The organism is Streptomyces sp. NPDC092369, assembly GCF_044755245.1.
In the GTDB taxonomy this organism is placed as follows: domain Bacteria; phylum Actinomycetota; class Actinomycetes; order Streptomycetales; family Streptomycetaceae; genus Streptomyces.
Map to the genome: position 1 here is coordinate 873,659 of NZ_JBIVQP010000003.1, position 22,062 is coordinate 895,720.

The window sequence follows — 22,062 nt, forward strand, 5'->3', positions numbered from 1 at the left end:
GTTCAGTGGTCGAGCGGCATGGTGGCGGTCTTCTGCGCGGTGCCGAAGTCCCAGCCCGGGACGATGGAGGGGATGTCGACGGTGGCGGTGACGGTGACCGCGCCGTCGCCGAACCCCTCGCCGCAGGAGGTGTTGTCCGCGAGCCAACTGCTCACCGCGTTCTCGCACCCCGTCTGAGCGCTCTCCCGCAACGACGCAGCCCGCGCCCCGGCCCGCGCCGCGGTGCCCGCCTGCTGGGCCGTGTAGGCGATGAGTCCGATCTGTACGCCGGCCATGGCGACCAGGATCAGGACCGGGATGAAACCCAGGTACTCGATGGCGACTTGGCCGAGGTCGCGACGTCTGCCCTTGCGCTCGCTGCCGTACGACATCTCAGTCCTTCACCTCCTCCACCGCACCCGCGTGACCCGTCACCCTGAAGGGGAAGCCGATCGCGCCGGGGAAGAGGACCGGGACCTCAAGCCTCACGGTGGCTCTGACATAGCCGCCGCTGGTCTCGCACGTCACCTCGCCGCTCCACGCGTTCGGGAGCTTGTCCAGACCCGCCTGTTGGCACGCGGCGGTCCTGGCACCGCCCGGAGGAGCCGCCGTCCCCGCCCGCGCCGCCTCGTCCGCAGCATTCCCCGCCAGGGTGAACGTGTATCCCAACAGGACGAACTGCCACAGCAGCACCAGCGTGATGATGATCAGCGGGGTCATGCCGAGGAACTCGACGCTCACCTGGCCCGCGTCCCGCCGAACCGCCGGCAGCGCCGCCGGTCCCCTCACCGCTCCAACTCCTTGCGTCGCCGCAGCGTCAGCGCGCTCCGGTCGCCGCCGCGGGAGCCACCCTTGGAGCCGCCCCTGGAGCGGCCGTTGCGGTGCTGGGGGCCCTGGGAGCCCTTGACCAGGCCCAGTTCGCCCGCGAGGGTCCACAGGGCCTGCTTGACCGTGCTCCTGTTGTCCAGTTCGTGGACCCGGCCTGCGTCCACGGCGCTCTGGAGTTCCTTGAAGTTGGCGGGGATCACGGTCGCGGCGAGGCCCGTGCCGGTGATCTTCTGGATCAGGGGCGGCTGGATCTCCGTACCGCGGGTGTGGCGGTTGACGACGACCGTGGTCTCCTCCGCCTTGCGGACCTGGAGGCGGTCCCACATGCGGACGGCGCGCTTGGCGCCGCGGACGGAGACCACGTCGGGGGTGGTGACCAGGAGCGCGGTGTCGGCCATCTCCACCACCGTCGCGCCGGCGCCGCTGAGTTGGGCGCCGCAGTCGACGACGACGATCTCGTAGCGGGAGCGCAGGGCGCCGACGATCTGGCGGGCGGCACGGTCGGTGACCTCCTCGCCGCGTTCGCCGTCGGCGGGGGCGAGCAGGAGGGTGAGGCCGGTGTCGTGGCGGAAGACGGCGTCGGCGAGGACGCGCGGGGTGATGTCCGTGATGGTGGCGAGGTCGACGACCGAGCGGCGGAACTGGACGTCCAGGTAGGAGGCGACGTCACCGGTCTGGAGGTCCATGTCGAGCAGGACGGCGGCGCGGCCCGACGCCTGGGCGGCGAGGGCGAGTTGGATGGCGGTCGTGGTGGTCCCGACGCCGCCCTTGGCGCCGCTGACGGTGACGACCGTGCCGCCGACGCCGGTGAACACGTCGCCGGCGGCACCCAGATGCCGGCGTACGCCCACCGACCACTGGGCCACCGCGTGCACCCGGCTGGCGAGTTCCTCGTAGCCGAGCGGCAGGGCGATCAGGCCGCGGGCGCCGTAGTCCATGGCGGCCTGGAAGAGGCCGGGGCTGACGTCGGAGGTGACGAGGATGACGCCGACCGCCGGGAAGCGCAGGCTGACCTCGCGGACGAGTTCCAGGGCGGGGACGGGACCGATGCGCTCGTGGACGACGACGACCTCGGGCAGTTCGTCGATGGACTCGGCGGCCAGCCGGGCGAGGGTGTCGATGAGCTGGGTGGAGTCGGTCACGGGGGCGACCGGCTCGGCGTCCGGCAGCTGGCTCAGCAGTGTGGTGAGGGAGCGCACCGCGTCCACGTCGCCGACTGCCGGGAGGATCCTCGTGGGCATGGCGGCCTCTCACTTGTCCTTGGTGAGTTCGTACGTGCGGTCCTTGTCGGGCACCGTGCCGGTCTCCCCCGGCGCGACGAGCGCGAGCCGCACCCGCTTGGCGAAGGACTCGGCGTACGTGATCCGCTGGGCGTCGAGCGCGGAGAGCGCGAAGGTGATCGGGACGGCGTCGGTGGCGTCCCGGGTGCGGTCGTCGGCGTCGGGCTGGAGCGGGGTGAGGTCGCCGACGTCGAGGACGGACGCGTTCGTCACGATGATCTTGGAGAGGTCGGGATCGCCCTCCCGCTGGCCCTCGAAGGTGGCGTACACGTTGACCTTGGAGCCCGCCGTGATCTTGCCGGCCACGCCCGTCGCCGCGTCGATCATGATGGCGACCTCCTGCTGCCCGGGCTGCAGGGCGGGCTGGTCGACGATCATGTCGCTCTGCAGCAGGGAGCCCTGCTTGAGCGTGGTCACGGCGATCTTGCCGCGGATCTCGGTGAGATCGGTGATCGCGTTGTCCGACAGCCACCGCTTGGGCATCTCGGTCTTCTCGAACTGGGCCGAGGTGAGGCTGGTGTACGGCTTGATGTCCTTCTTGACCTCGTACGCCGTGACCTCGGGGCCGACCTTGGACTTCACGTCGTTGATGACGGACAGCACGCCGGCGAACGCGCCCAGGGCGCAGATGACCGACAGGAGCAGGAGTAGCACGCCGCGGCGCTGACGGGAGTTCATGAACCGTACAACCTCGTTGGGGGGCTCGGTCGAGCGGAATCGGGGACGGGAGGCCGAGGGCGGCTCAGCCGGCGGGCAGTTGGTTGTCGTGGACGGGTGACACCGGCGCGGTGGCCGAACAGAAGACGCAGCGGTCGCCGATGACGTCGATGCCGCACCAGTGACAACTGCCCTGCCGGACCGACGTGACCAGTTGGTAGAGCACCGACAGGTCCGGCAGATAGGCGGCGAACTCGACCAGCTTCCCGGTCTCCCACCACACCGCGGACTCGGCGGGCAGCGCGGTCTCCCGCAGGCCCTGCACGCTCCACTGCTTGGCCAGGGTGGCGGTGACCCAGTCCGACTGCAGCTGCCCCTTGGCCACTTGCATCCAGGTGCCGAACTCGGGCCCGGCGAGGGTGACGCCGGGCCCGATCTTCACCAGCTGCGGTTCGGGGTGCGCGAGGACGGCGAACTGGCTGCCCGGCACCCAGGACTTGGCGTGCGACTTCAGCGGGACGGGGACCCGGTCCAGCCGCGCGACGGAGCCGAGCAGCGCGCCCGCGTGGATGTAGTGCGTGAGGAGCCGGCCCGCGGAGGCGAGCACCCCGGGACTGAGGTCGCAGGACGCCAGCTGTCTCAACTGGCGGGCCAGGACGGCGAGTCCGAGCGGGGGCAGTTCGGGACGGAACAGGGCGATCCGGTCACTCTCCAGGAGGCCGCGGATGGTGCGCAGCCTTCGCTCCACCGCGGGCGGGGTGGCCTGCGAGTACACGACGATGAGATGCCCGTGCTGGTCCAGCAGCGACTGGACGGCGAACAGCGCCTGGTCGAGGGGCTGTCTGTCCAGGTCCGGCAGGACGACAGCGGGTAGCGTCCGGTCGTCGTGCGGTGGCAGCGCGAGGTCTGCACCGGTCACGGCAATGGCAGTTGGCACGCCCGCTCCCCGTGTTACGCCGTCGGCGGACCGAGATCACTCCGATACACCGAGTTGACTTCACTGCGTGACTACCTCAGCACTGTAACCACGCCCCTGTGACCGGAGAACAGCGTTTCTGTAGCTGGTAGGGAACTCGCCTTGCACAAGACGCGCCAAAACGGAGCAGGTTGGTCATCTTGCCGCTCCCTCCGGAGCGAGTCGACCTTCCCCCAAGTTGGTCTGGACCTCTTGACAGCCGGATTGGTCTGGACCAGCTTATTGTCATGTCCCCACTTAGAAGATCGGCACGGCTCTGGTCGGGAGTCGTCACCGCTGCCCTCGCCCTCTCCCTCGCGGGCGCGGGCCAGGCGTCCGCCGCGGACGTCAACAACGCCAAGAACGCCGGCTACGAGTCCGGCCTGAGCAACTGGACCTGTTCGGCGGGCAGCGGCACCACCGTCTCCTCGCCGGTGCACGGCGGCGCGGCCGCGCTCAAGGCGACGCCCGCCGGGCAGGACAACGCCCAGTGCACCCAGTCGGTCGCCGTGAAGCCCAACTCGACGTACACGCTGAGCGCCTGGGTGCAGGGCGGCTACACCTACCTGGGCGTGACCGGCACGGGCACCACCGACGTGTCGACGTGGACGCCCGACTCCGCGTCCTGGAAGCAGCTGTCGACGACCTTCACCACGGGCGGCTCCACCACGTCGGTGACCGTCTACACGCACGGCTGGTACGGCCAGGCCGCCTACTTCGCGGACGACCTCTCGGTGTTCGGCCCCGACGGCGGCGGTGGCGGCGACCCGGCCCCGACGATCCCCGCGGCGCCGGCCGGCCTCGCGGTGTCGGGCACCACGTCCTCCTCGGTCTCCCTCGCCTGGAACGCGGTCTCGAACGCCACCGGGTACAACGTCTACCAGGGCGGTACGAAGGTGTCGTCGGTGACCGGCGCTTCAGCCACCGTCACCGGCCTCGCGGCCTCCACCTCGTACTCCTTCCAGGTCACGGCCACCAACTCGGCCGGTGAGTCGACGAAGTCGGCGACCGTGACGGGCACCACCACCGCGACCGGCGGCGGGGGCGGCGGCACCCTGCCCAAGCACGCCGTCACCGGCTACTGGCAGAACTTCAACAACGGGGCGACGGTCCAGCGGATCTCCGCCGTCCAGTCGCAGTACGACATCATCGCGGTGTCCTTCGCGGACGCGACGGGCACGCCGGGTGGCGTGACCTTCAACCTGGACTCGGCGGGCCTGGGCGGCTACACGGTCGACCAGTTCAAGGCCGACATCAAGGCGAAGCAGGCGGCCGGCAAGAAGGTCATCATCTCGATCGGCGGCCAGAACGGCACGGTGTCGATCAACGACTCCACCTCCGCGACGAACTTCGCCAACTCGGTGTACTCGCTGATGCAGACGTACGGCTTCGACGGCGTCGACATCGACCTGGAGAACGGCCTCAACGCCACCTACATGTCGCAGGCGCTGCGCTCGCTGTCGTCGAAGGCGGGCTCGTCGCTGATCATCACGATGGCCCCGCAGACCATCGACATGCAGTCGACGTCGAACTCCTACTTCCAGACGGCCCTGAACATCAAGGACATCCTCACGGTCGTCAACATGCAGTACTACAACAGCGGTTCGATGCTGGGCTGCGACGGCAAGGTCTACTCGCAGGGCTCGGTGGACTTCCTCACCGCCCTGGCCTGCATCCAGCTGCAGGGCGGCCTCGCTCCCTCGCAGGTGGGTCTCGGCCTGCCGGCCTCGACCAGCGGCGCGGGCAGCGGCTATGTCTCGCCGACGATCGTGAACAACGCGCTGGACTGCCTCGCCAAGGGCACCAACTGCGGTTCCTTCAAGCCGTCCAAGACGTATCCCGACCTGCGGGGTGCGATGACCTGGTCGACGAACTGGGACGCCTCGGCGGGCAACGCGTGGTCCAACTCGGTGGGCGCGCACGTGCACGCGCTGCCGTAGCGGGCGCAGCGGCGTGCGGGGCGGTGGGGGTACGTGCGTCCCCCCACCGCCTTTCGACCAGGGACCGTCAGAAGAAGTCCGCCCACGGCTGGTCCCAGATCTGCTTCACGCACAGCACCAGGAACAGCACCCCGGCCAGCGCCAGCATCGCGTTGCTGAGCGGTCCGTTGCGCCATTTCGCCGGGGTGCGGCTGGAGTTGAGGAGCCAGATGAGGGTGGCGGCGAGGAAGGGCAGGAAGGCCGCGCCCAGGACGCCGTAGAGGATGATCAGGCGGAAGGGCTGGCCCTGGAAGAGCAGGACGATCGGCGGGAAGGTCAGCCAGAGCAGGTACGCGCGGAAGGGCCAGGAGCGTTCGCGGGCGCCGGAGGCGACCTCCTCGCCGCGGACCGTCGACCGCGCCCGGGAGCGGGCCACGAAGTCGGCGAACATCAGGCTCACGCCGTGCCAGACGCCGATCAGTGAGGTGAAGGACGTGGCGAAGAAGCCGATCAGGAAGAACTTGGCCGTCGCCGAACCGTATTCGGCCTCCAGGATGTCGCTGAGCTGGATCAGGCCCTTGTCGCCGCTGGCGATCGCCACGTTCGCGGAGTGCAGCAGTTCCGCGCCGACGAAGAGCATCGCGACCACGAAGATGCCGGTGGTGGCGTAGGCGACCCGGTTGTCGAACCGCATCACCTTCATCCAGCCGGTGTTGGTCCAACCCTTCGCGTTGACCCAGTAGCCGTACGCGGCCAGCGTGATCGTGCCGCCCACCCCGCCGATCAGGCCCAGGGTGTTGAGGATCGAGTCCTTCTCGTCGGGCAGGACGGGCAGCAGGCCCGCGAAGGCGTCGCCCAGGTTCGGGGTGACCCGGATCGCGAGGTAGACGGTCACCACGAACATGACGCCCACCAGGACCGTCATGACCTTCTCGAAGACCTCGTACTTGTTGAACCAGACGAAGACCAGTCCGACCAACCCGCAGGCGATGCCCCACCATTCGAGGTCCATCACGTGCGGGAACAGCGCCTGCAGGGGCAGCGCGCTCGACGACATCGCCGCCGCGCCGTAGACGAAGCCCCAGATCACGGCGTAGACGACGAAGAACCACGTCGTCCAGCGGCCCAGGCTCGCCCAGCCGTCGAACAGGGTGCGGCCGGTGGACAGATGCCAGCGTCCGGCCGCCTCCGCGAGGGAGATCTTGACCAGGCAGCCGACGATCGCGGCCCACAGGAGCGTGTAGCCGAAGTTGCTGCCCGCGATGAGCGTGGCGACCAGGTCACCGGCGCCGACACCGGTGGCCGCGACCACGATTCCGGGTCCGATGTACCGCCAACTCGATTTACGTGGGGTGGAGTCGATGCCGGATGCTGCCTCGGTGTCAGTGGGGTTTCCCGTGGTGTCCGTCATGTGGGTCAAGAAAGCGCAAAGGGGCGACAGGGGCAAGAGGGCCTGCACGTACGGCTATCCGTACTGGAGTCGGACCGTGGCCCCTTTCGAGTCGTCGCGCACGTCCACGTACGCGCAGACCTGGCGGGTGAACCACAGCCCCTGCGCGGGCTCCAACTCGCCGCCGGGCGGCGGCACGAAGCCGGCGAGGGGGTCGTCCACCCGCCCCTCCGTGCGCAGTTCGCAGACGACGGCCGGGGCCCGGCCCCACAGCAGCGCGCCGGTCACGGGCCCGAGCGAGGCCAGCGCGGCGGCGACGGCCTCGGTGAACAACTCCGCGTCCGCGGGGGCGAGTCCGTGCCCGGCCGACCGGGCGCGTACGGCCGCGGGGTAGGGCCGCGGGAGCAGTTCCGCGCCGGCCGTCGGCGGCCCCTGTGCCACGGCGTCGAGTTCGGCGGCGAGGACGACCGGGTCCTCGTAGCCGCCGGTGTCCGGGTGGGCGCGGCGGGCCGCTCCGACGATGGCGGCACCGGCGGTGCGGGTGTCGTACGCGCACAGGACCGTCGCGGCCGTCGGCGCGAACAGGAGGTTGGCGAGGGCCTCGTAGCGGATCCACTCGGCGGTCTCGCGCGTCGAGCGTCCGGCGCGGCCGGCCCAGTCGGGTTCCATGAGGAGGTGGACGCGGCCGTCGATTCCGGCGCGGGCGTCGAGGTAACCGGCGAGCTGGGCGACGGCGTTGGCGGCCGAGCCGGTGTACCAGTCCGCGTGCGGGACAAGGCGTACGTGCCGGGCGTCACCGCCGAGGGCGTCCCGTAACTGGTCCAGCCGCTCGGGGGCGGCCACGGCCACCGGCGGGGGTTCGCCCGGCGCGGCGAGGCCTTCGGCGAGGAAGGGCAGGGCGGCGGCCGCGAACGCGTCGTCCGCGTCGAACACGGCCATGCGGTGGTCGAACGTGCGGGGGTCGTACGAGGAGGTGCGGGTCATGGTTCTCCTCCGGCTGCGGGTCTGACCGGTGGGCTGCGGCTCCCCTCGCGCCACGTCCAACTGTCCCTTCCGGCCCGGCAGTTGCACAGCTCCCCCTCACACCCGCGAGTGCACTTCGCCGGGGACCGAGCCGGAGGTGGCCCCCACGCGTACACTGCGCGGCCGTTTTCCGAACGGTTCACGCCAAGGACTCTTGGGCCACTCTTGACCGGCTCATGACATACGACCACGATGGGCCCGCCACACGCACAGCTCGCGCACAGCACCCGTACGACCACCGGCACCCGCACCAGCACGTCCCTGGACCACCCCCCGCTCCACTCCCCCTTCCGGAGACCCCGGAACCCCAGGAGAAACCAGGAGACTTCATGCGACTTCGGATACGAGGCTCAGGCGCCCGGAGCGGCAGACGCACCGCCGCTCTCGCCGCCCTCCTCGCGCTGACCCTCGCGGCACCCCTCTCCGCGAACGCCGACGGCGCCGACAGCCCCGCCGACACCGCCAAGGCGGCCCCCGCCGCCGACGACATCCGGCAGTACGAGATCCACGTCGACCACAACACCCCCGTCACCCGCACCGCGATCGCGGCGGCCGGGGTGAGCGTGGACGAGGCCGACGAGGAGACGGTGGTCGTCTCCGGCCGGGCGGCGCAGATCAAGAAGCTGCGCGCGCAGGGCTACGCGGTCACGCCGCTCGGCTCGGCACCGGACCGCTCCGCCGGCGAGGCGCGGCTGTTCGACTTCCCCACGGCCGACTCGAGGTACCACAACTACGCCGAGACGAACGCGGAGATCGACCAGCGCCTTGCCGCGTACCCGAACATCATGAGCAAGCGGGTGATCGGCACCTCGTACCAGGGCCGGAACATCGTCGCGATCAAGGTCAGCGACAACGTGGCGACCGACGAGAGCGAGCCCGAGGTCCTCTTCACCTTCCACCAGCACGCGCGCGAGCACCTCACGGTGGAGATGGCGCTGTACCTGCTGCGGGAGTTGGGGGCCGGCTACGGCAGCGACTCCCGGATCACCAACATGGTCAACAACCGCGAGATCTGGATCGTCCCCGACCTCAACCCGGACGGCGGCGAGTACGACATCGCCAGCGGCTCCTACCGCTCCTGGCGCAAGAACCGGCAGCCCAACTCCGGTTCCTCGTACGTCGGTACAGACCTGAACCGGAACTGGAACTACAAGTTCGGCTGCTGCGGCGGGTCTTCGGGCTCGACCTCGTCCGAGACCTATCGGGGCGCGTCCGCCGAGTCGGCGCCCGAGGTGAAGGTCGTCGCGAACTTCGTGCGCGGCCGGATCGTCGGCGGCAAGCAGCAGATCACCGCGGGGATCGACTTCCACACGTACAGCGAGCTGGTGCTGTGGCCGTTCGGGTACACGTACTCGGACACGACGACCGGGATGACGGCGGACGACTACAACGCCTTCAGGACCGTCGGCCAGAAGATGGCCGCGAGCAACGGCTACACCGCCGAGCAGTCGAGCGACCTGTACATCACGGACGGGTCGATCGACGACTATCTCTGGGGTACGCAGAAGATCTTCTCGTACACCTTCGAGATGTACCCGACGTCCAGTTCCGGGGGCGGTTTCTACCCGCCCGACGAGGTCATCGAACGCGAGACCTCCCGGAACCGGGACGCGGTGCTGCAACTGCTGGAGAACTCGGACTGCATGTACCGGTCGATCGGCAAGGAAGCGCAGTACTGCTCCTAGTCGGCGTCCTTGGCCGATGACTTGACGTCGATCTCGGCCTCGGCCTTGTCCTCGGCGTCGGTCTCGACCTCATCCTCCACCTCGTCCTCGGCGTCGCCTTCTTCGAAGTAGGCGTCGAGGACGGCGTCCAGCTGCTCCTCCCACTCGGCGAAGCGTGCCCGGGCCGTGGCCTCGATCTCGATCGGGTACCAGCGGCGTTCGGGGGTGTGCACGGTGATGGTGAACCGCTTGCCGAAGCGCGGGGTCTCCGTCTCCACGGCGCCGATCTCGTCCCAGCGGAACTCGCACTGCTGGTCGTCCAGGGCGAGCCGGACGCCCTTCTCGTCGGCGACGATCCGCGCGCGCCGGTCGGAGGCCTCGAACACGGGCCCGTCGCCGGACTCCTCCGCGTCGTCGGTGTCCTCGTCATCGGACTCGACGTCGACCTCGGCCGCCGCGGCCTCGGTGTCCGCCTCGTCGTCGGTCCCGGGCTGCTCCGCCGTCGCGTCCTCGGCCTCGTCCGGCTGCTTCGCCTTCTCCGGCTCATCGGACACGGGCGACGTGAGCCCGGGGATGAATGCCGGGTCGAACCCGGCGCCCTCCAGGGGCTGGCTGCTCGAACCTATGCGCTGCTCCACAGCGGGAAGTATGGTCGACGATCCTGTGGTGGGCACAGCCAGCCCCGACTTTGTTATCGGACGCCTACACGAGCGCACCGAACACACCGGACACGGCGGCCCCTACACGAACAAGCCCACCAGCACGGCGACCACGAACCAGCAGCATCCGCCGGCACGCTCCGCGCGCGACACAGCGGCGACGACCGCCGACGGCCGGACGGCAACCGTCACCGACCGACCGCGACGATCACCACCCCCCTACACGAACAGGCTCACCACCGCCGCCACCGCGGCCGCATCCATCAGCGCGCCCCGCGCGCGGGCGCCACCGACGACACACGACGCGAAGACCCGGCCCACCGAGACCGAGCCCCCGCCACCCGCCGCGGCGCAGCCGCAGCAATCACCGACGGCCAGGCAGCAACCCACACCACCTCACCGCGACGATCACCAACCCGCCCCTACACGAACAAGCTCACCACCGCCGCCACCGCGGCCGCATCCATCAGCACGCTCCGCGCGCAGGCGCCACCGACGACACACGACGCGAGGACCCGGCCCACCGAGACCGAGCCCCCGCCACCGGCCGCGGCGCGGCCGCAGCAATCGCCGACGGCCAGGCAGCAACCCACACCACCTCACCGCGACGATCACCACCCCGCCCCTACACGAACAGGCTCACCACCGCCGCCACCGCGAAGCCCGCAACCGACAGCACCGACTCCAGGACCGTCCATGTCTTGAGGGTGTCGCGTTCGGTGATGCCGAAGTACTTGGCGACCATCCAGAAGCCGCCGTCGTTGACGTGCGAGGCGAAGATGGAGCCGGCGGAGATGGCCATGATGACGAGGGCGACGAAGGCCTGGGAGTGGTCGCCCTCGGCCAGCAGCGGTGCCACGATGCCCGCTGTCGTCACGATCGCCACCGTCGCCGAGCCCTGGGCGACGCGCAGGACGAGCGAGATCAGGTAGGCGAGGACGATGACCGGGAGACCGACGTCGTTGAAGGTGTCCGAGAGGGCCTGGGCGACCCCGCTGGCCTTGAGGATCGCGCCGAAGATCCCACCCGCGCCGACGACCAGCAGGATGTTGCCGACCGGCTTGAGGGAGGCCGTGGAGACGGTCTCCAGGGACTTGCGGGACCAGCCGCGCCGGATGCCGAGCAGGTAGTACGCCAGGAACAGGGCGATCGTCAGCGCCACGAACGGGTGGCCGAAGAACTCGATGACCGAACGGCCCGTGGACGGGTCCAGGGCGATCGAGGAGAACGTGGCCGCGAGGATGAGGATCAGCGGCGTACCGATGATGCCGAGCACCGTGCCCAGCGGCACCGGCGTCTCGCGCGGCTCCACACCCGACTCACGCTGCTCGGCCAGGACCGCTTCCTTGGCCTCCGCCGCCGCCTCCACCATGTCCTGCGGTACGGCGACGAAGATGCGGTTGCCGATCCAGGCCGAGAAAACCCAGGCCGCGAGCACCGCGGGCAGCCCGCAGACGATGCCCATCAGGATGACCCAGCCGAGGTCCACGTGGAGCAGACCGGCGGCGGCCACCGGGCCGGGGTGCGGGGGCAGGAAGGCGTGGGTCATGGACAGGCCCGCCAGCAGCGGCAGGCAGTAGAGCAGGATCGACTTGCCGCCCCGCTTGGCCGCCGCGTACACGATCGGTGCCAGGACGAAGATGCCGACGTCGAAGAAGACCGGGATGCCGAAGATCAGGCCGGTCAGACCCATGGCGAGCGGCGCGCGCTTCTCGCCGAAGAGGTTGAGCAGCCGGGACGCCAACACCTCGGCGCCACCGCTGACTTCGAGGATCGCGCCGAGCATCGTGCCCAGGCCGATGATGATCGCGACATGGCCGAGGATGCCGCCCATCCCGGACTCGATGGTCGACACGGCGTCCGACCGCTGGACGGTGCCGAAGAGTTCGGTGACCGAGAGACCGGCCAGCAGGCCGACGGCTATGGAGACCGCGAGAAGGGCGACGAACGGCTGGAGCCTGACCTTGATGATCAGGAAGAGCAGGAGCGCGATGCCGATGGCGGCGACGGTCAGCAGACCGGCGGTGCCGTCGATGAGGAGGAGCAGACCGCCGGTGTGGGGCGGGGTCTCGGTGGGGGCTGTTGCGGCGAGCGGATGGGACATGGGTGGGGGTCCTCTACGTAAGTGCATACGGCTTTCGGGCAGGGGGGATCGCGGCACGGCACCCGGGAGGTGCCATGCCGTGTACGGCGTGCGGGAGTTGAGGGGGCGTCAGCCCGATCGGCCGGTCAGCTCAGGACGGCGAGCGCGTCGATCTCGATGAGCAGACCCGCGGGGAGGCCGACGTAGACCGTCGTACGGGCCGCGGGCGGCGCGGTGAGGCCCTGCTCCTCGAAGTACGCGTTGTAGATCGCGTTCATCTCGGCGAAGTGGTCGACGTCGGTCAGGTAGACGCGGATCATCATCGCGTCGTCCCAGCTCGCGCCGCCCTCCTCCAGGATCGCCTTGACGTTGGCGAGGGTCTGGAGGGTCTGCTCGCGCAGGGTGGGCCCGGCCGGCGTGGGCGGCTTGCCGTCCTCGGCGGGGAGGAAGCCGACCTGGCCGGCGACCTGGAGGATGTTGCCCTTCTTCACGCCGTGCGAGAACTTCGCGGGCGGAGCGGTGTGGGTCTTGGGGGTGAGGGCGATCTTGTCGGTCATACGGTGTTCCTGTCTGGTGCTGATGCGGGCGTTCTTCCGGAGTACTCGCCGCTGATCGCGTCGGCCGTGCGGCGCACCAGCGGAAGCAGGGTGAGGAGTTCGTCGGCGGTCACGACGACGTTCGGCGCGGAGACCGACATCGCGGCGGCGACCTTGCCGTCGGCGCCGCGGATGGGTGCGGCGACGCAGTTGATGGACTCCTCGTGACCGCCGAGGTCGGTGGCCCAGCCCTGGTCGCGCACCTTGTCCAACTCCTTGAGGAAAGCGGGGGCGTTGGGCGTGGACCGGGCCGTGTACATGGGGTATTCGAGCTCGTCGGCGAGCACTCGCCGCTCGCCCTCGGGCAGATCGGCCAGGAGCAGCTTGGCGACGGCGGCGACGGTGATGGCGACGGGCTTGCCGATCCGCGAGTACATCCGCACCGGGTAGCGGCTCTCCACCTTGTCGATGTAGAGCACCTCGTGCTCCTCGTACACGGCGAGGTGCACGGTGTGCCCGCACTGCTCGTTGAGGCGTACGAGGTGGGGGTGGGCGATCTCGCGGATGTCGAGGTTCTCCATGGCCTCCTGGGCAAGCGCGATGAGGCGGGCGCCGAGGCGGTAGCGCTGGTCGGACTGGCGGTAGACCAGGCCGTGTTCGTGCAGGGTGCGCAGCAGCCGCAGGGCCGTGGACTTGTGGACGCCGAGCCGCTCGGCGACCTGGCCGAGGTCGGCGGGTCCCTCGGCGAGCAGCGGCAGGATGCTCAGCGCACGGTCGACGGTCTGGCTCATGGCGTACGTACCTCCTCGTCGGCCCGCTCTGCGGCTGCTGTCCAGCCGGGGCCGAGTCGAAGTCTCTCCCACGCCGAGTCGTCGAGGGCGACCAGCCGGTCGGCGTGGTCGCGGGCCGGCGGAACGGCCAGGTCGCCGGGGACGGTGAGGGCGGCGGCGGCCATGAGGTGGCCGTGCCGGATGCGGTCGCGGACCGGCAGTGCGCGCAGGGTGGCGGAGAGGAACCCGGCGGCGAAGGCGTCCCCGGCCCCGACGGCGGCGACGACGTCGACGTGCGGGGCGGGGACGAAGGTGGCGCCGCTCCGGTCGTAGACGGTCGCGCCCTGCCCGCCCTGCTTGACGACGAGCACCGAGGGGTCGGGGAACGCGGCGCGCACGGCGTCGGCGCCGACCAGCCCCCACACGTCCTGCGCCTCGTCCTCGCCCACGAAGACGAGGTCGGCGGCGCGGGCCAGCTCCAGCGTGGTCTGCGGGCCGTCGGGGGTGCGCCACAGCCCGGGCCGGTGGTTGACGTCGAAGGAGACGAGCGGGCGGCCGTGGCGCAGGAGGGTCAGTTCGCGCATGAGATCGGCGCAGCCTTCGGCCAGGGCCGCGGTGATCCCGGACAGATGCAGCACGCGTCCGGCGCGTACGGCGGCCAGGTCCACGTTGTCGACGGTCATCGCGGAGGCGGCGGAACCGGCCCGGTAGTACGCGACCTCGTGCGCATCGCCGGCCCGGTCGCCGGCCGTGCGGAAGTACACGCCCGTGGGCCGCTCGGGGTCCCGCTCCACGGCGGTGACGTCGACGCCGTACGCCCCGATCGTCTCGACCAGGTGGTCGCCGAACCCGTCGGCGCCGACCCGGCTGACCCACCGGACCGAGTGCCCGGCCGCAGCGAGCACACAGGCCACGTTCGACTCGGCGCCGCCGATGGCCCGGTCGAAGGAGGGCACGTCGGCGAGGCGGCCCGGCCGGGTGGGCAGGAAGGTCACCATGGACTCGCCGAGCGCTACGACGTCCACGACGTCGGGGGCCTTGCCGGGTCCGGTGGCGGTCACGATCGTCGTAGCTCCTGGGTGAGGGGGTTCCGGCGGCTCCGTTGACCCCGCGTTGGCCGAGATGTTAGACAGCCGTAAGCGCTATACGCAATGGCCATTGCAGATATCGCAACAGACCAGATCAGGGAGGCCCCATGGACACCGAGGCGCTCGACCGACTCGCCGAGGAGCGTGTCGACCACCGATTCAAGGGCCTCCCGCCGGACGCGGACGGCCTGACCGTCGGCGAGCTGACCGCCGAGCGCCGCAACCTCTTCACGGGCGGCTTCACCACGCCCCTGCTCGCCCTGTCCGCCGAGCGCCTGGAGCACAACCTCGCGCTGATGGAGACGTACGCGACCCGCCACGGCCTCGCCTTCGCCCCGCACGGCAAGACCTCCATGGCCCCGCAGCTCTTCCGCCGCCAACTCGACCGCGGCGCCTGGGGCATCACCCTCGCCCTCCCGCACCAGCTCCGCGTGGCCCGCGCCTACGGCTTCCAACGGCTCTTCCTCGCCAACGAACTGCTCGACCCGTCGGCCCTGCGCTGGATCGCCGGCCAGCTCGCCGCCGACCCGGACTTCCGTCTGATCTGCTACGTCGACTCCGTACCCGGCGTCGAGCTGATGGCCGCGGCCCTGGAGGGGTCCCCGCGTCCGCTGGACGTCGTCGTCGAACTCGCCGCCGGTGAGGGCGCCCGCACCGGCGTCCGTACCGAGGCGGAGTGCGCGGCCGTGGCCGACGCGGTGGCCGCCACCTCCGCCCTGCGCCTGGTCGGCGTCGCGGGCTACGAGGGCGAGGTCCCGGGGGCCGACCCGGAGCGCGTGCGCGGCTATCTGCGCCGACTGGTCGCCCTCGCCGCCGACTTCGACAAGGCGGGGCGTTTCGCGGGCGTGGACGAGATCGTGGTCAGCGCCGGCGGCAGCGCGTGGTTCGACGCGGTGGCCGACGTCTTCGCCGAGATCCCCGAACTCTCGGTCCCCGTCCTGAAGTTGCTGCGCTCGGGCGCCTACGTCTCGCACGACGACGGCCACTACCGCAAGCTCACCCCCTTCAACCGGGTCCCCGAGGAGGGCGCGCTGGAGCCCGCGTTCCGGCTGTGGACGCAGGTCGTCTCCCGCCCCTCCCCCGAGCAGGCCTTCGCCAACGGGGGCAAGCGCGACGCGGCCTACGACCTCGACCTGCCCTTCCCCCAGGTCGTCCGGCGGGACGGCACCGAGCACCCGGCCACCGGCATCTCGGTGCCCGCCCTGTCCGACCAGCACACCTGGCTGACCACCACCCCCGAGGCGGATCTGCGGGTCGGCGACTGGCTGGGCCTTGGCCTGTCCCACCCGTGCACGAGCTTCGACAAATGGCCGCTGATCCCGCTGGCCGAGGCGGACGGGACGGTCGTCGACTACATCCGCACGTTCTTCTAGGAGGGTTCGTGGAGCAGCTCGTCATCCGGGACGCGGACGTCGTCGACGGTTCCGGCGCACCCTCGTACCGCGCCGACGTGGTGATCGACGCGGGCCGGATCGTCTCGATCGTCCAGGAGGCCGCAGCGGCGGGCTGCCAACGCCCCAAGGCTCAGCGGGAGTTGGATGCCGAGGGTCTGGTGCTCTCCCCCGGCTTCATCGACATGCACGCGCACAGCGATCTGGCGCTGCTGCGCGACCCGGACCACAGCGCGAAGGCCGCGCAGGGGGTCACGCTCGAAGTCCTGGGCCAGGACGGGCTGTCGTACGCGCCCGTCGACGACCGCACACTCGCCGAGGTCCGCCGCTCGATCACCGGCTGGAACGGCTACGGCGACGACATCGACTTCGACTGGCGCTCGGTCGGCGAGTACCTGGACCGGCTGGACCACGGTTTCGAGGGCCGCGGCATCGCCGTCAACGCGGCCTACCTGATCCCCCAGGGCACGGTCCGCATGCTCGCCGTCGGCTGGGAGGACCGCGAGGCCACGCCCCAGGAGCTGGACCGCATGCGGCAGTTGGTGGCGGAGGGCTTGGAGCAGGGCGCGGTCGGCCTGTCGTCCGGGCTGACGTACACCCCCGGGATGTACGCCAAGGACGCCGAACTGACGGAACTGTGCCGGGTGGTGGCGTCCTACGACGGCTACTACTGCCCCCACCACCGCTCGTACGGCGCGGGCGCGCTGGAGGCCTACGAGGAGATGGTGGAGCTGACCCGCGAGGCGGGCTGCCCCCTCCATCTCGCCCACGCCACCATGAACTTCGGCGTGAACAAGGGCCGGGCGCCGGAGCTGCTGACCCTGCTGGACGAGGCGCTGGCGTCCGGCGCGGACATCAGCCTCGACACGTATCCCTACACCCCCGGCTGCACAACCCTTGTGGCGATGCTGCCCAGTTGGGCGAGCGAGGGCGGCCCGGAGGCGATCCTGCAGCGCCTCGCGGACGACGGAACGGCCGAACGGATCCGCCACCACGTGGAGGTCGTGGGCTCGGACGGCTGCCACGGTGTGCCCATCGAGTGGGACACGATCGAGATCTCGGGCGTGGGCACGGACGACCTGGCGGACCATGTGGGCCGCACGATCCAGCAGTCGGCGGACGTTCGCGGCGAGACCCCATGGGCGGTGGCCCGCCGCCTCCTCCTCGCCGACCGCCTCGGGCCGACGATCCTCCAGCACGTGGGCCACGAGGAGAACGTGCAGGCCATCATGCGCCACCCGGTGCACACCGGCGGCTCCGACGGCATCCTCCAGGGCGCGAAGCCGCACCCGCGGGCGTACGGGACCTTCCCGCAGTATCTCGGGCGGTACGTACGGGAGTTGGGCGTGCTGTCGCTGGAGGAGTGCGTCGCGCACCTCACCTCGCGCCCGGCGGCCCGGCTGCGGCTGCCGGACCGGGGCCTGGTCCGCGAGGGCTACCGGGCGGACCTCGTCCTCTTCGACCCGGCGACGGTGGCGGCGGGTTCGACCTTCGCCGACCCGCGCAGGCTCCCGACGGGCATTCCGCACGTCCTGGTCGACGGGCGGTTCGTGATCGAGGACGGGCGACGCACGGACGTACTGGCAGGGCGGGCGGTGCGGCGGACCACCCGCCCCTGACCGCTTACGGGTGGGGGCTCACGGCTTGGGCAGGGTGCAGGAACTGGCGTTCAGGTTCAGCTTGTTGCCCGTGGTGAAGCAGGCGGGGATGTTGTAGATCTCCTGCGCGTAGTTGATGCCCTGGCGGACGGTCACGGTGCCGTTGGCGTCGACCTCGCAGGGGTTGTTCTCGGTGCAGCGCTGGCCGTCCTCGTTGCCGGTGTTGTTGACGGCGACGACCTGCCCGGTGGCGTTGTCGAGCACCGGCGAACCGGACGTGCCGCCGATGGTCTGGCAGGCGGAGGTGTAACGGACCGAGTCCTTCCAGGTCCAGTCGCCCTCCTTGAGGCGGTAGACGAACCCGTCGATGTTGCAGGCGTAGGTCCGCTTCCAGTACCCGGAGACGACGGTGATCGCGGTACCGGCGGTCGGGTGGGTGCTCTGCACGGTCAGCGGGGAGATCCCGTAGGTGCTCTGGATCGACGCGTACGTGGTGGTGAGCTGGTAGATCGTGACGTCCGTGTCGGTCATGGTCGCGTAGGCGACCTTGCTGGCGCGCAGCGTGCCGACCCTGGTCGCCGAGGCGTTGAGCAGCCCGAAGGTGCGGGTGGAGGCCTGGTCGACGATGACCTCGCCGGCCGCCGGGAACCCGGTCTCCAGGCAGTGGCCGTTGGTCAGCACGAGGGCCGGGTCGGTGGACACGGAGTTCGGGAAGCGGATGACGGACCCGGAGCAGTTGCTGAGCGAGACGGTGCCGGCGAAGTTGACGGCCTGGACGGCGGGCGCGGCGGCCTTCGAGACGGCCGCCTTCTCGACGGGCGCCGTGTCGGGTGCGGCGACCGCGGGTGCCATGCCCGCCCCGGCGATGACCAGGGCGAAGAGCGTGGCAAGGAGAGGCTTGTTCATGTGGGGGTCCCCTCTGGAAACGCGAGCGCCCGGAGATCTTCCGGTCGCCTTCGCGTTTTTGTCATGGACATCTTCACGACTGGGGCGTGTCCCGACAAGAAGGCATGCGCGAGTCGTGTACAGCTGATCTACGCGCGACACCCGCATGTCTCATGTGGTGGAAAGCACGACCCGGGGGGCGTTACCGGGCCGTAAGCTCCCAGACATGCAGGTGATCCAGTCGACCAAGCTCGCCAACGTCTGTTACGAGATCCGGGGTCCGGTTCTTGAGGAGGCGATGCGGCTGGAAGCGGCCGGGCACCGCATCCTCAAGCTGAACACCGGCAACCCCGCCGCGTTCGGCTTCGAGTGCCCGCCGGAGATCCTGGAGGACATCCTGCGGAACGTGTCGTCGGCGCACGGGTACGGCGACGCGAAGGGCCTGCTGGCAGCTCGCCGGGCGGTCGTCATGCACAACCAGACCCTCGGCATCGAGACGGACGTCGAGCACGTCTTCATCGGCAACGGCGTGTCCGAGCTGATCGTGATGGCGATGCAGGGGCTGCTGGACGACGGCGACGAGGTGCTCGTACCCGCGCCGGACTATCCGCTGTGGACGGCCGCGGTCTCGTTGTCCGGCGGCACCGCCGTGCACTACCGCTGCGACGAGCAGTCGGACTGGATGCCGGACCTCGCGGACGTGGAGCGGAAGGTCACCGACCGCACCAAGGCGATCGTCATCATCAACCCCAACAACCCGACGGGGGCGGTGTACGACGAGGCGATGCTCAAGGGGCTGACCGACATCGCCCGGCGGCACAACCTGCTGGTCTGCTCCGACGAGATCTACGACAAGATCCTGTACGACGACGCCACGCACACACCGACCGCGGCCGTCGCGCCCGATCTGCTGACGCTGACCTTCAACGGCATGTCGAAGGCGTACCGGGTGGCCGGCTACCGGGTCGGCTGGATGGCGATCTCAGGGCCGCGCGCGCACGCCGACTCCTACATCGAGGGTCTGACGATCCTCGCGAACATGCGGCTGTGCGCGAACATGCCGGGGCAGCACGGGGTGGTCGCCGCGTTGAGCGGGCGGCAGACGATCAATGACCTGGTACTGCCGGGCGGGCGGCTGCGGGAGCAGCGGGATGTGGCGTACGAGCTGCTCACGCAGATTCCGGGGGTGAGCTGTGTGAAGCCGAAGGGGGCGTTGTATCTGTTCCCGCGCCTCGACCCCAAGGTGTTCAAGATCAAGGACGACCGGCGGATGGTCCTGGATCTGCTGCGCCAGGAAAAGATCATGGTCGTCCAGGGCACCGGGTTCAACTGGCCCGAGCCCGATCACTTCCGGGTGGTGACGCTGCCGACGGCCGGGGATCTGCGGGATGCGGTGGGGCGGATCGGGAACTTCCTCTCCGGGTACGGCCAACTTTAGACGAGATCTAAGGTAGGATGGCTTCCTGACAGTCACTGGAGGCCATCCCATGTACGAGCCGATCCGTACGAAGTCGGTCCACAGCACGGTGGCCGGCGACGCCGACTTCCCTCACCGGTCGCGTGAGGACGAGCTGGACATTCAACTGGCGGGTCATCTTTCGGCGTTGCTGGCGGTGACGGACGAGTTGCGCGTACTGGAGCCCTCCGGCGACCTCGACGAGGCGGCGGAGAAGCTTGCCGCGCAGGTGGGTCGGTTGCGGGGCGGTACGGCTCCGGTCCGTATGACGGTGGCCCCGCCCGGGACTGACCTCACGGCCTTGCATCAGCGGGCGCATGCCCTCGCGGGGCGCGCGCTGGTCGTGGCGGCGTCGCGTGCGGACACGGCGGCGGCGATTCTGGCGGCCGAGCAGATGGACGCGCACGCGGCAGCGCTGGCCCCTCTGGAACTGGCGTCCCACTGAGCGCGTCCGCGGTTTCGCCGTAGGCGTTGAGCACGTCTTGCGTGCGCGGTATCGCCGTCGGCGTTGAGCTCGTCTTGCGTGCGCGGTATCGCCGTCGGCGTTGAGCTCGTCTTGCGGCCGCGGCCCCGCCGTGGCTGGTCGCGCAGTTCCCCGCGCCCCTAGGGGGTTGCAGCGCGGTCCCTTGATCTGCGCCGCCCCATGCCCTCCGGCCCCATCTTCATCGCCGCCCATCTTTCTCCGCCGCAACGGCGATCAACCCCCGTCTCCCTCCCCGGCGGTGCCGAACCGGCCTTGCCCACCGCTCCGTTGTGTACCGGGACCGCCACTTCACCCCCCGTTCACCCGCTAAGCGCTGGAACATGGGGTTCCGGGAGCACGCTCCCCGGCGTGAGACGAATCGCAGGAATCGTCCTCGCTGTTCTGCTGATCGGCGGCGTGGTGGCAGCCGTCGTCGCGGGGCGGCACGCGGAGGACAAGGGCACGGCAACGAAGACCGTGCGTGGAGTGATCGGGTCGGAGAAGGCGGACTTCTTCGCCGATCCCGACGTGGTGAAGGCCCTCGCCGCCGAGGGCTACACCGTGAAGGCCGAGACCTCCGGGTCCTGGGCCATGGAAGGGCTGGATCTGAAGGGCTACGACTTCGCCTTTCCCTCCAGCCAGGCACCCGCCGTCGAGCTCGCCGCCCGCCACAAGGTGCGCGGCACCCTCCCCCGCCCCTTCTACTCGCCGCTCGTCGTCGTGGCCCACCGCAGCGCCGCCCAGGTGCTCGCCGCCAACGGCCTCGCCACGCTCGACACCGAGCACCGCGGCACGCTGAAGATGGCCGCCTACCTCGACGCCGCCCACCACGACCGCAGTTGGCAGCAGCTCAAGGGGGCCGGGAAGTACGGGGAGTTGAGCGGGACTCTCTTCATCTCCAGTACCGATCCCGCGTCCTCCAACTCCGGTGCTCTCTACCTCGCCGCCGCCTCCTACGTGGCCAACGGCGGACGGGTCGTCGCGAGCGCCGCCGACCTCGACCGGACCGAGCCTGTGCTGAAGAAGCTCGTCACCGTGCAGGGCGCCCAGCAGTCCGGATCGGACGCCGTCTTCCGGGACTTCGTCAGCGGGGCCGGGAATCCGCTCGTGCTGGTCTACGAGTCCCAGGTCGCCGCCCTGCTGGCGGACGGACAGCAGCCGGGCGACCTCGTCGTGCTCTACCCGGACACCACCGTCAACAGCGACCACACCGTCGTACCGCTCACCGACAACGGCCAGGCCCTCGCCCAACTCCTCTCCACCGACCCGGAGTTGCGCGAGCTCGCCGTACGGCACGGCTTTCGGCCGCAGGGGTCCGCCACCGAGTTCGCCTCGGCCGGCACCTATCTCAAGCAGGAACTGACCGGCGTCCGGCAGGCGCCCGTGCCCACCTCTGCGGTGCTGCACGAGATGGCCCGCCGGGCGAAGGGATAACGGG

General features: G+C 70.2%; 20 protein-coding genes. 7 read left to right on the plus strand and 13 right to left on the minus strand.

Annotated elements, in window-relative coordinates; genetic code table 11:
• Nucleotides 1-2: 2 nt before the first annotated feature.
• The 5 genes from ACIQI8_RS20850 to ACIQI8_RS20870 form a co-directional block, all read right to left on the minus strand.
• Entirely contained in the window at nucleotides 3-371 is a 369-nt protein-coding gene (locus ACIQI8_RS20850; RefSeq protein ID WP_402352471.1) for a TadE/TadG family type IV pilus assembly protein, read from the minus strand.
• A 1-nt stretch (nucleotide 372) separates the two neighbouring features.
• Nucleotides 373-699 carry a pilus assembly protein gene (locus ACIQI8_RS20855; protein WP_402354051.1) on the minus strand — a complete coding sequence of 109 codons (327 nt, stop codon included), beginning with the start codon at nucleotides 697-699 and terminating at the stop codon, nucleotides 373-375.
• Nucleotides 700-764: 65 nt separating this feature from the next.
• The gene (locus ACIQI8_RS20860) at nucleotides 765-2,048 is read right to left on the minus strand and encodes a CpaE family protein (protein WP_402352474.1); all 1,284 of its coding nucleotides are present in this window, start codon (nucleotides 2,046-2,048) and stop codon (nucleotides 765-767) included.
• A gap of 9 nt (nucleotides 2,049-2,057) precedes the next feature.
• Entirely contained in the window at nucleotides 2,058-2,765 is a 708-nt protein-coding gene (gene cpaB / locus ACIQI8_RS20865) for a Flp pilus assembly protein CpaB (protein ID WP_402352477.1), read from the minus strand.
• Nucleotides 2,766-2,829: 64 nt separating this feature from the next.
• Nucleotides 2,830-3,681 carry a hypothetical protein gene (locus ACIQI8_RS20870; protein ID WP_402352480.1) on the minus strand — a complete coding sequence of 284 codons (852 nt, stop codon included), beginning with the start codon at nucleotides 3,679-3,681 and terminating at the stop codon, nucleotides 2,830-2,832.
• A 266-nt stretch (nucleotides 3,682-3,947) separates the two neighbouring features.
• Between ACIQI8_RS20870 and ACIQI8_RS20875 the strand changes: the two genes are divergently transcribed.
• Nucleotides 3,948-5,639: a chitinase gene (locus tag ACIQI8_RS20875; protein ID WP_402352483.1), complete on the plus strand. Its 1,692-nt coding sequence runs from the start codon at nucleotides 3,948-3,950 to the stop codon at nucleotides 5,637-5,639.
• Nucleotides 5,640-5,706: 67 nt separating this feature from the next.
• On the opposite strand, the gene ACIQI8_RS20880 is transcribed toward ACIQI8_RS20875, so the two are convergent.
• Nucleotides 5,707-7,029 (minus strand): Nramp family divalent metal transporter, encoded by a 1,323-nt coding sequence (locus ACIQI8_RS20880; protein ID WP_402352486.1) that lies wholly within the window; start codon nucleotides 7,027-7,029, stop codon nucleotides 5,707-5,709.
• 54 nt (nucleotides 7,030-7,083) lie between these two features.
• Complete coding sequence (locus ACIQI8_RS20885; protein ID WP_402352489.1) at nucleotides 7,084-7,992, minus strand: anti-sigma factor RsbA family regulatory protein; 909 nt, start codon at nucleotides 7,990-7,992, stop codon at nucleotides 7,084-7,086.
• Between the two features lie 368 nt (nucleotides 7,993-8,360).
• Between ACIQI8_RS20885 and ACIQI8_RS20890 the strand changes: the two genes are divergently transcribed.
• Nucleotides 8,361-9,716: a M14 family metallopeptidase gene (locus ACIQI8_RS20890; protein ID WP_402352492.1), complete on the plus strand. Its 1,356-nt coding sequence runs from the start codon at nucleotides 8,361-8,363 to the stop codon at nucleotides 9,714-9,716.
• On the opposite strand, the gene ACIQI8_RS20895 is transcribed toward ACIQI8_RS20890, so the two are convergent.
• The 5 genes from ACIQI8_RS20895 to ACIQI8_RS20915 form a co-directional block, all read right to left on the minus strand.
• On the minus strand, nucleotides 9,713-10,333 hold the full coding sequence (locus tag ACIQI8_RS20895; RefSeq protein ID WP_402352495.1) for a hypothetical protein: 621 nt from the start codon (nucleotides 10,331-10,333) through the stop codon (nucleotides 9,713-9,715). The genes ACIQI8_RS20890 and ACIQI8_RS20895 overlap by 4 nt on opposite strands.
• A gap of 646 nt (nucleotides 10,334-10,979) precedes the next feature.
• Nucleotides 10,980-12,458: a GntP family permease gene (locus ACIQI8_RS20900; RefSeq protein WP_402352498.1), complete on the minus strand. Its 1,479-nt coding sequence runs from the start codon at nucleotides 12,456-12,458 to the stop codon at nucleotides 10,980-10,982.
• Nucleotides 12,459-12,583: 125 nt separating this feature from the next.
• Nucleotides 12,584-12,994 carry a RidA family protein gene (locus tag ACIQI8_RS20905; protein ID WP_402352501.1) on the minus strand — a complete coding sequence of 137 codons (411 nt, stop codon included), beginning with the start codon at nucleotides 12,992-12,994 and terminating at the stop codon, nucleotides 12,584-12,586.
• Nucleotides 12,991-13,764, minus strand: a complete 774-nt coding sequence (locus ACIQI8_RS20910) for an IclR family transcriptional regulator (RefSeq protein ID WP_402352504.1) — start codon at nucleotides 13,762-13,764, stop codon at nucleotides 12,991-12,993. The genes ACIQI8_RS20905 and ACIQI8_RS20910 overlap by 4 nt, the downstream gene beginning before the upstream one ends.
• Entirely contained in the window at nucleotides 13,761-14,804 is a 1,044-nt protein-coding gene (locus ACIQI8_RS20915) for a sugar kinase (protein WP_402352507.1), read from the minus strand. The genes ACIQI8_RS20910 and ACIQI8_RS20915 overlap by 4 nt, the downstream gene beginning before the upstream one ends.
• Before the next feature lie 134 nt (nucleotides 14,805-14,938).
• Here ACIQI8_RS20915 and ACIQI8_RS20920 point away from each other — a divergent pair, with 134 nt between their 5' ends.
• Both ACIQI8_RS20920 and ACIQI8_RS20925 read left to right on the plus strand, forming a co-directional pair.
• Nucleotides 14,939-16,204 carry an amino acid deaminase gene (locus ACIQI8_RS20920; protein ID WP_402352511.1) on the plus strand — a complete coding sequence of 422 codons (1,266 nt, stop codon included), beginning with the start codon at nucleotides 14,939-14,941 and terminating at the stop codon, nucleotides 16,202-16,204.
• 8 nt (nucleotides 16,205-16,212) lie between these two features.
• Nucleotides 16,213-17,841: an amidohydrolase family protein gene (locus ACIQI8_RS20925; protein ID WP_402352514.1), complete on the plus strand. Its 1,629-nt coding sequence runs from the start codon at nucleotides 16,213-16,215 to the stop codon at nucleotides 17,839-17,841.
• Between the two features lie 18 nt (nucleotides 17,842-17,859).
• On the opposite strand, the gene ACIQI8_RS20930 is transcribed toward ACIQI8_RS20925, so the two are convergent.
• The gene (locus ACIQI8_RS20930) at nucleotides 17,860-18,726 is read right to left on the minus strand and encodes a serine protease (RefSeq protein WP_402352517.1); all 867 of its coding nucleotides are present in this window, start codon (nucleotides 18,724-18,726) and stop codon (nucleotides 17,860-17,862) included.
• Nucleotides 18,727-18,931: 205 nt separating this feature from the next.
• On the opposite strand from ACIQI8_RS20930, the gene ACIQI8_RS20935 reads away from it, so the two are divergent.
• From ACIQI8_RS20935 to ACIQI8_RS20945, 3 genes are all read left to right on the plus strand, one after another.
• Nucleotides 18,932-20,143 (plus strand): pyridoxal phosphate-dependent aminotransferase, encoded by a 1,212-nt coding sequence (locus ACIQI8_RS20935; protein ID WP_402352520.1) that lies wholly within the window; start codon nucleotides 18,932-18,934, stop codon nucleotides 20,141-20,143.
• Nucleotides 20,144-20,192: 49 nt separating this feature from the next.
• Entirely contained in the window at nucleotides 20,193-20,606 is a 414-nt protein-coding gene (locus ACIQI8_RS20940) for a hypothetical protein (protein WP_402352522.1), read from the plus strand.
• Between the two features lie 387 nt (nucleotides 20,607-20,993).
• Nucleotides 20,994-22,058 carry a hypothetical protein gene (locus ACIQI8_RS20945; protein WP_402352525.1) on the plus strand — a complete coding sequence of 355 codons (1,065 nt, stop codon included), beginning with the start codon at nucleotides 20,994-20,996 and terminating at the stop codon, nucleotides 22,056-22,058.
• Nucleotides 22,059-22,062: the final 4 nt, after the last annotated feature.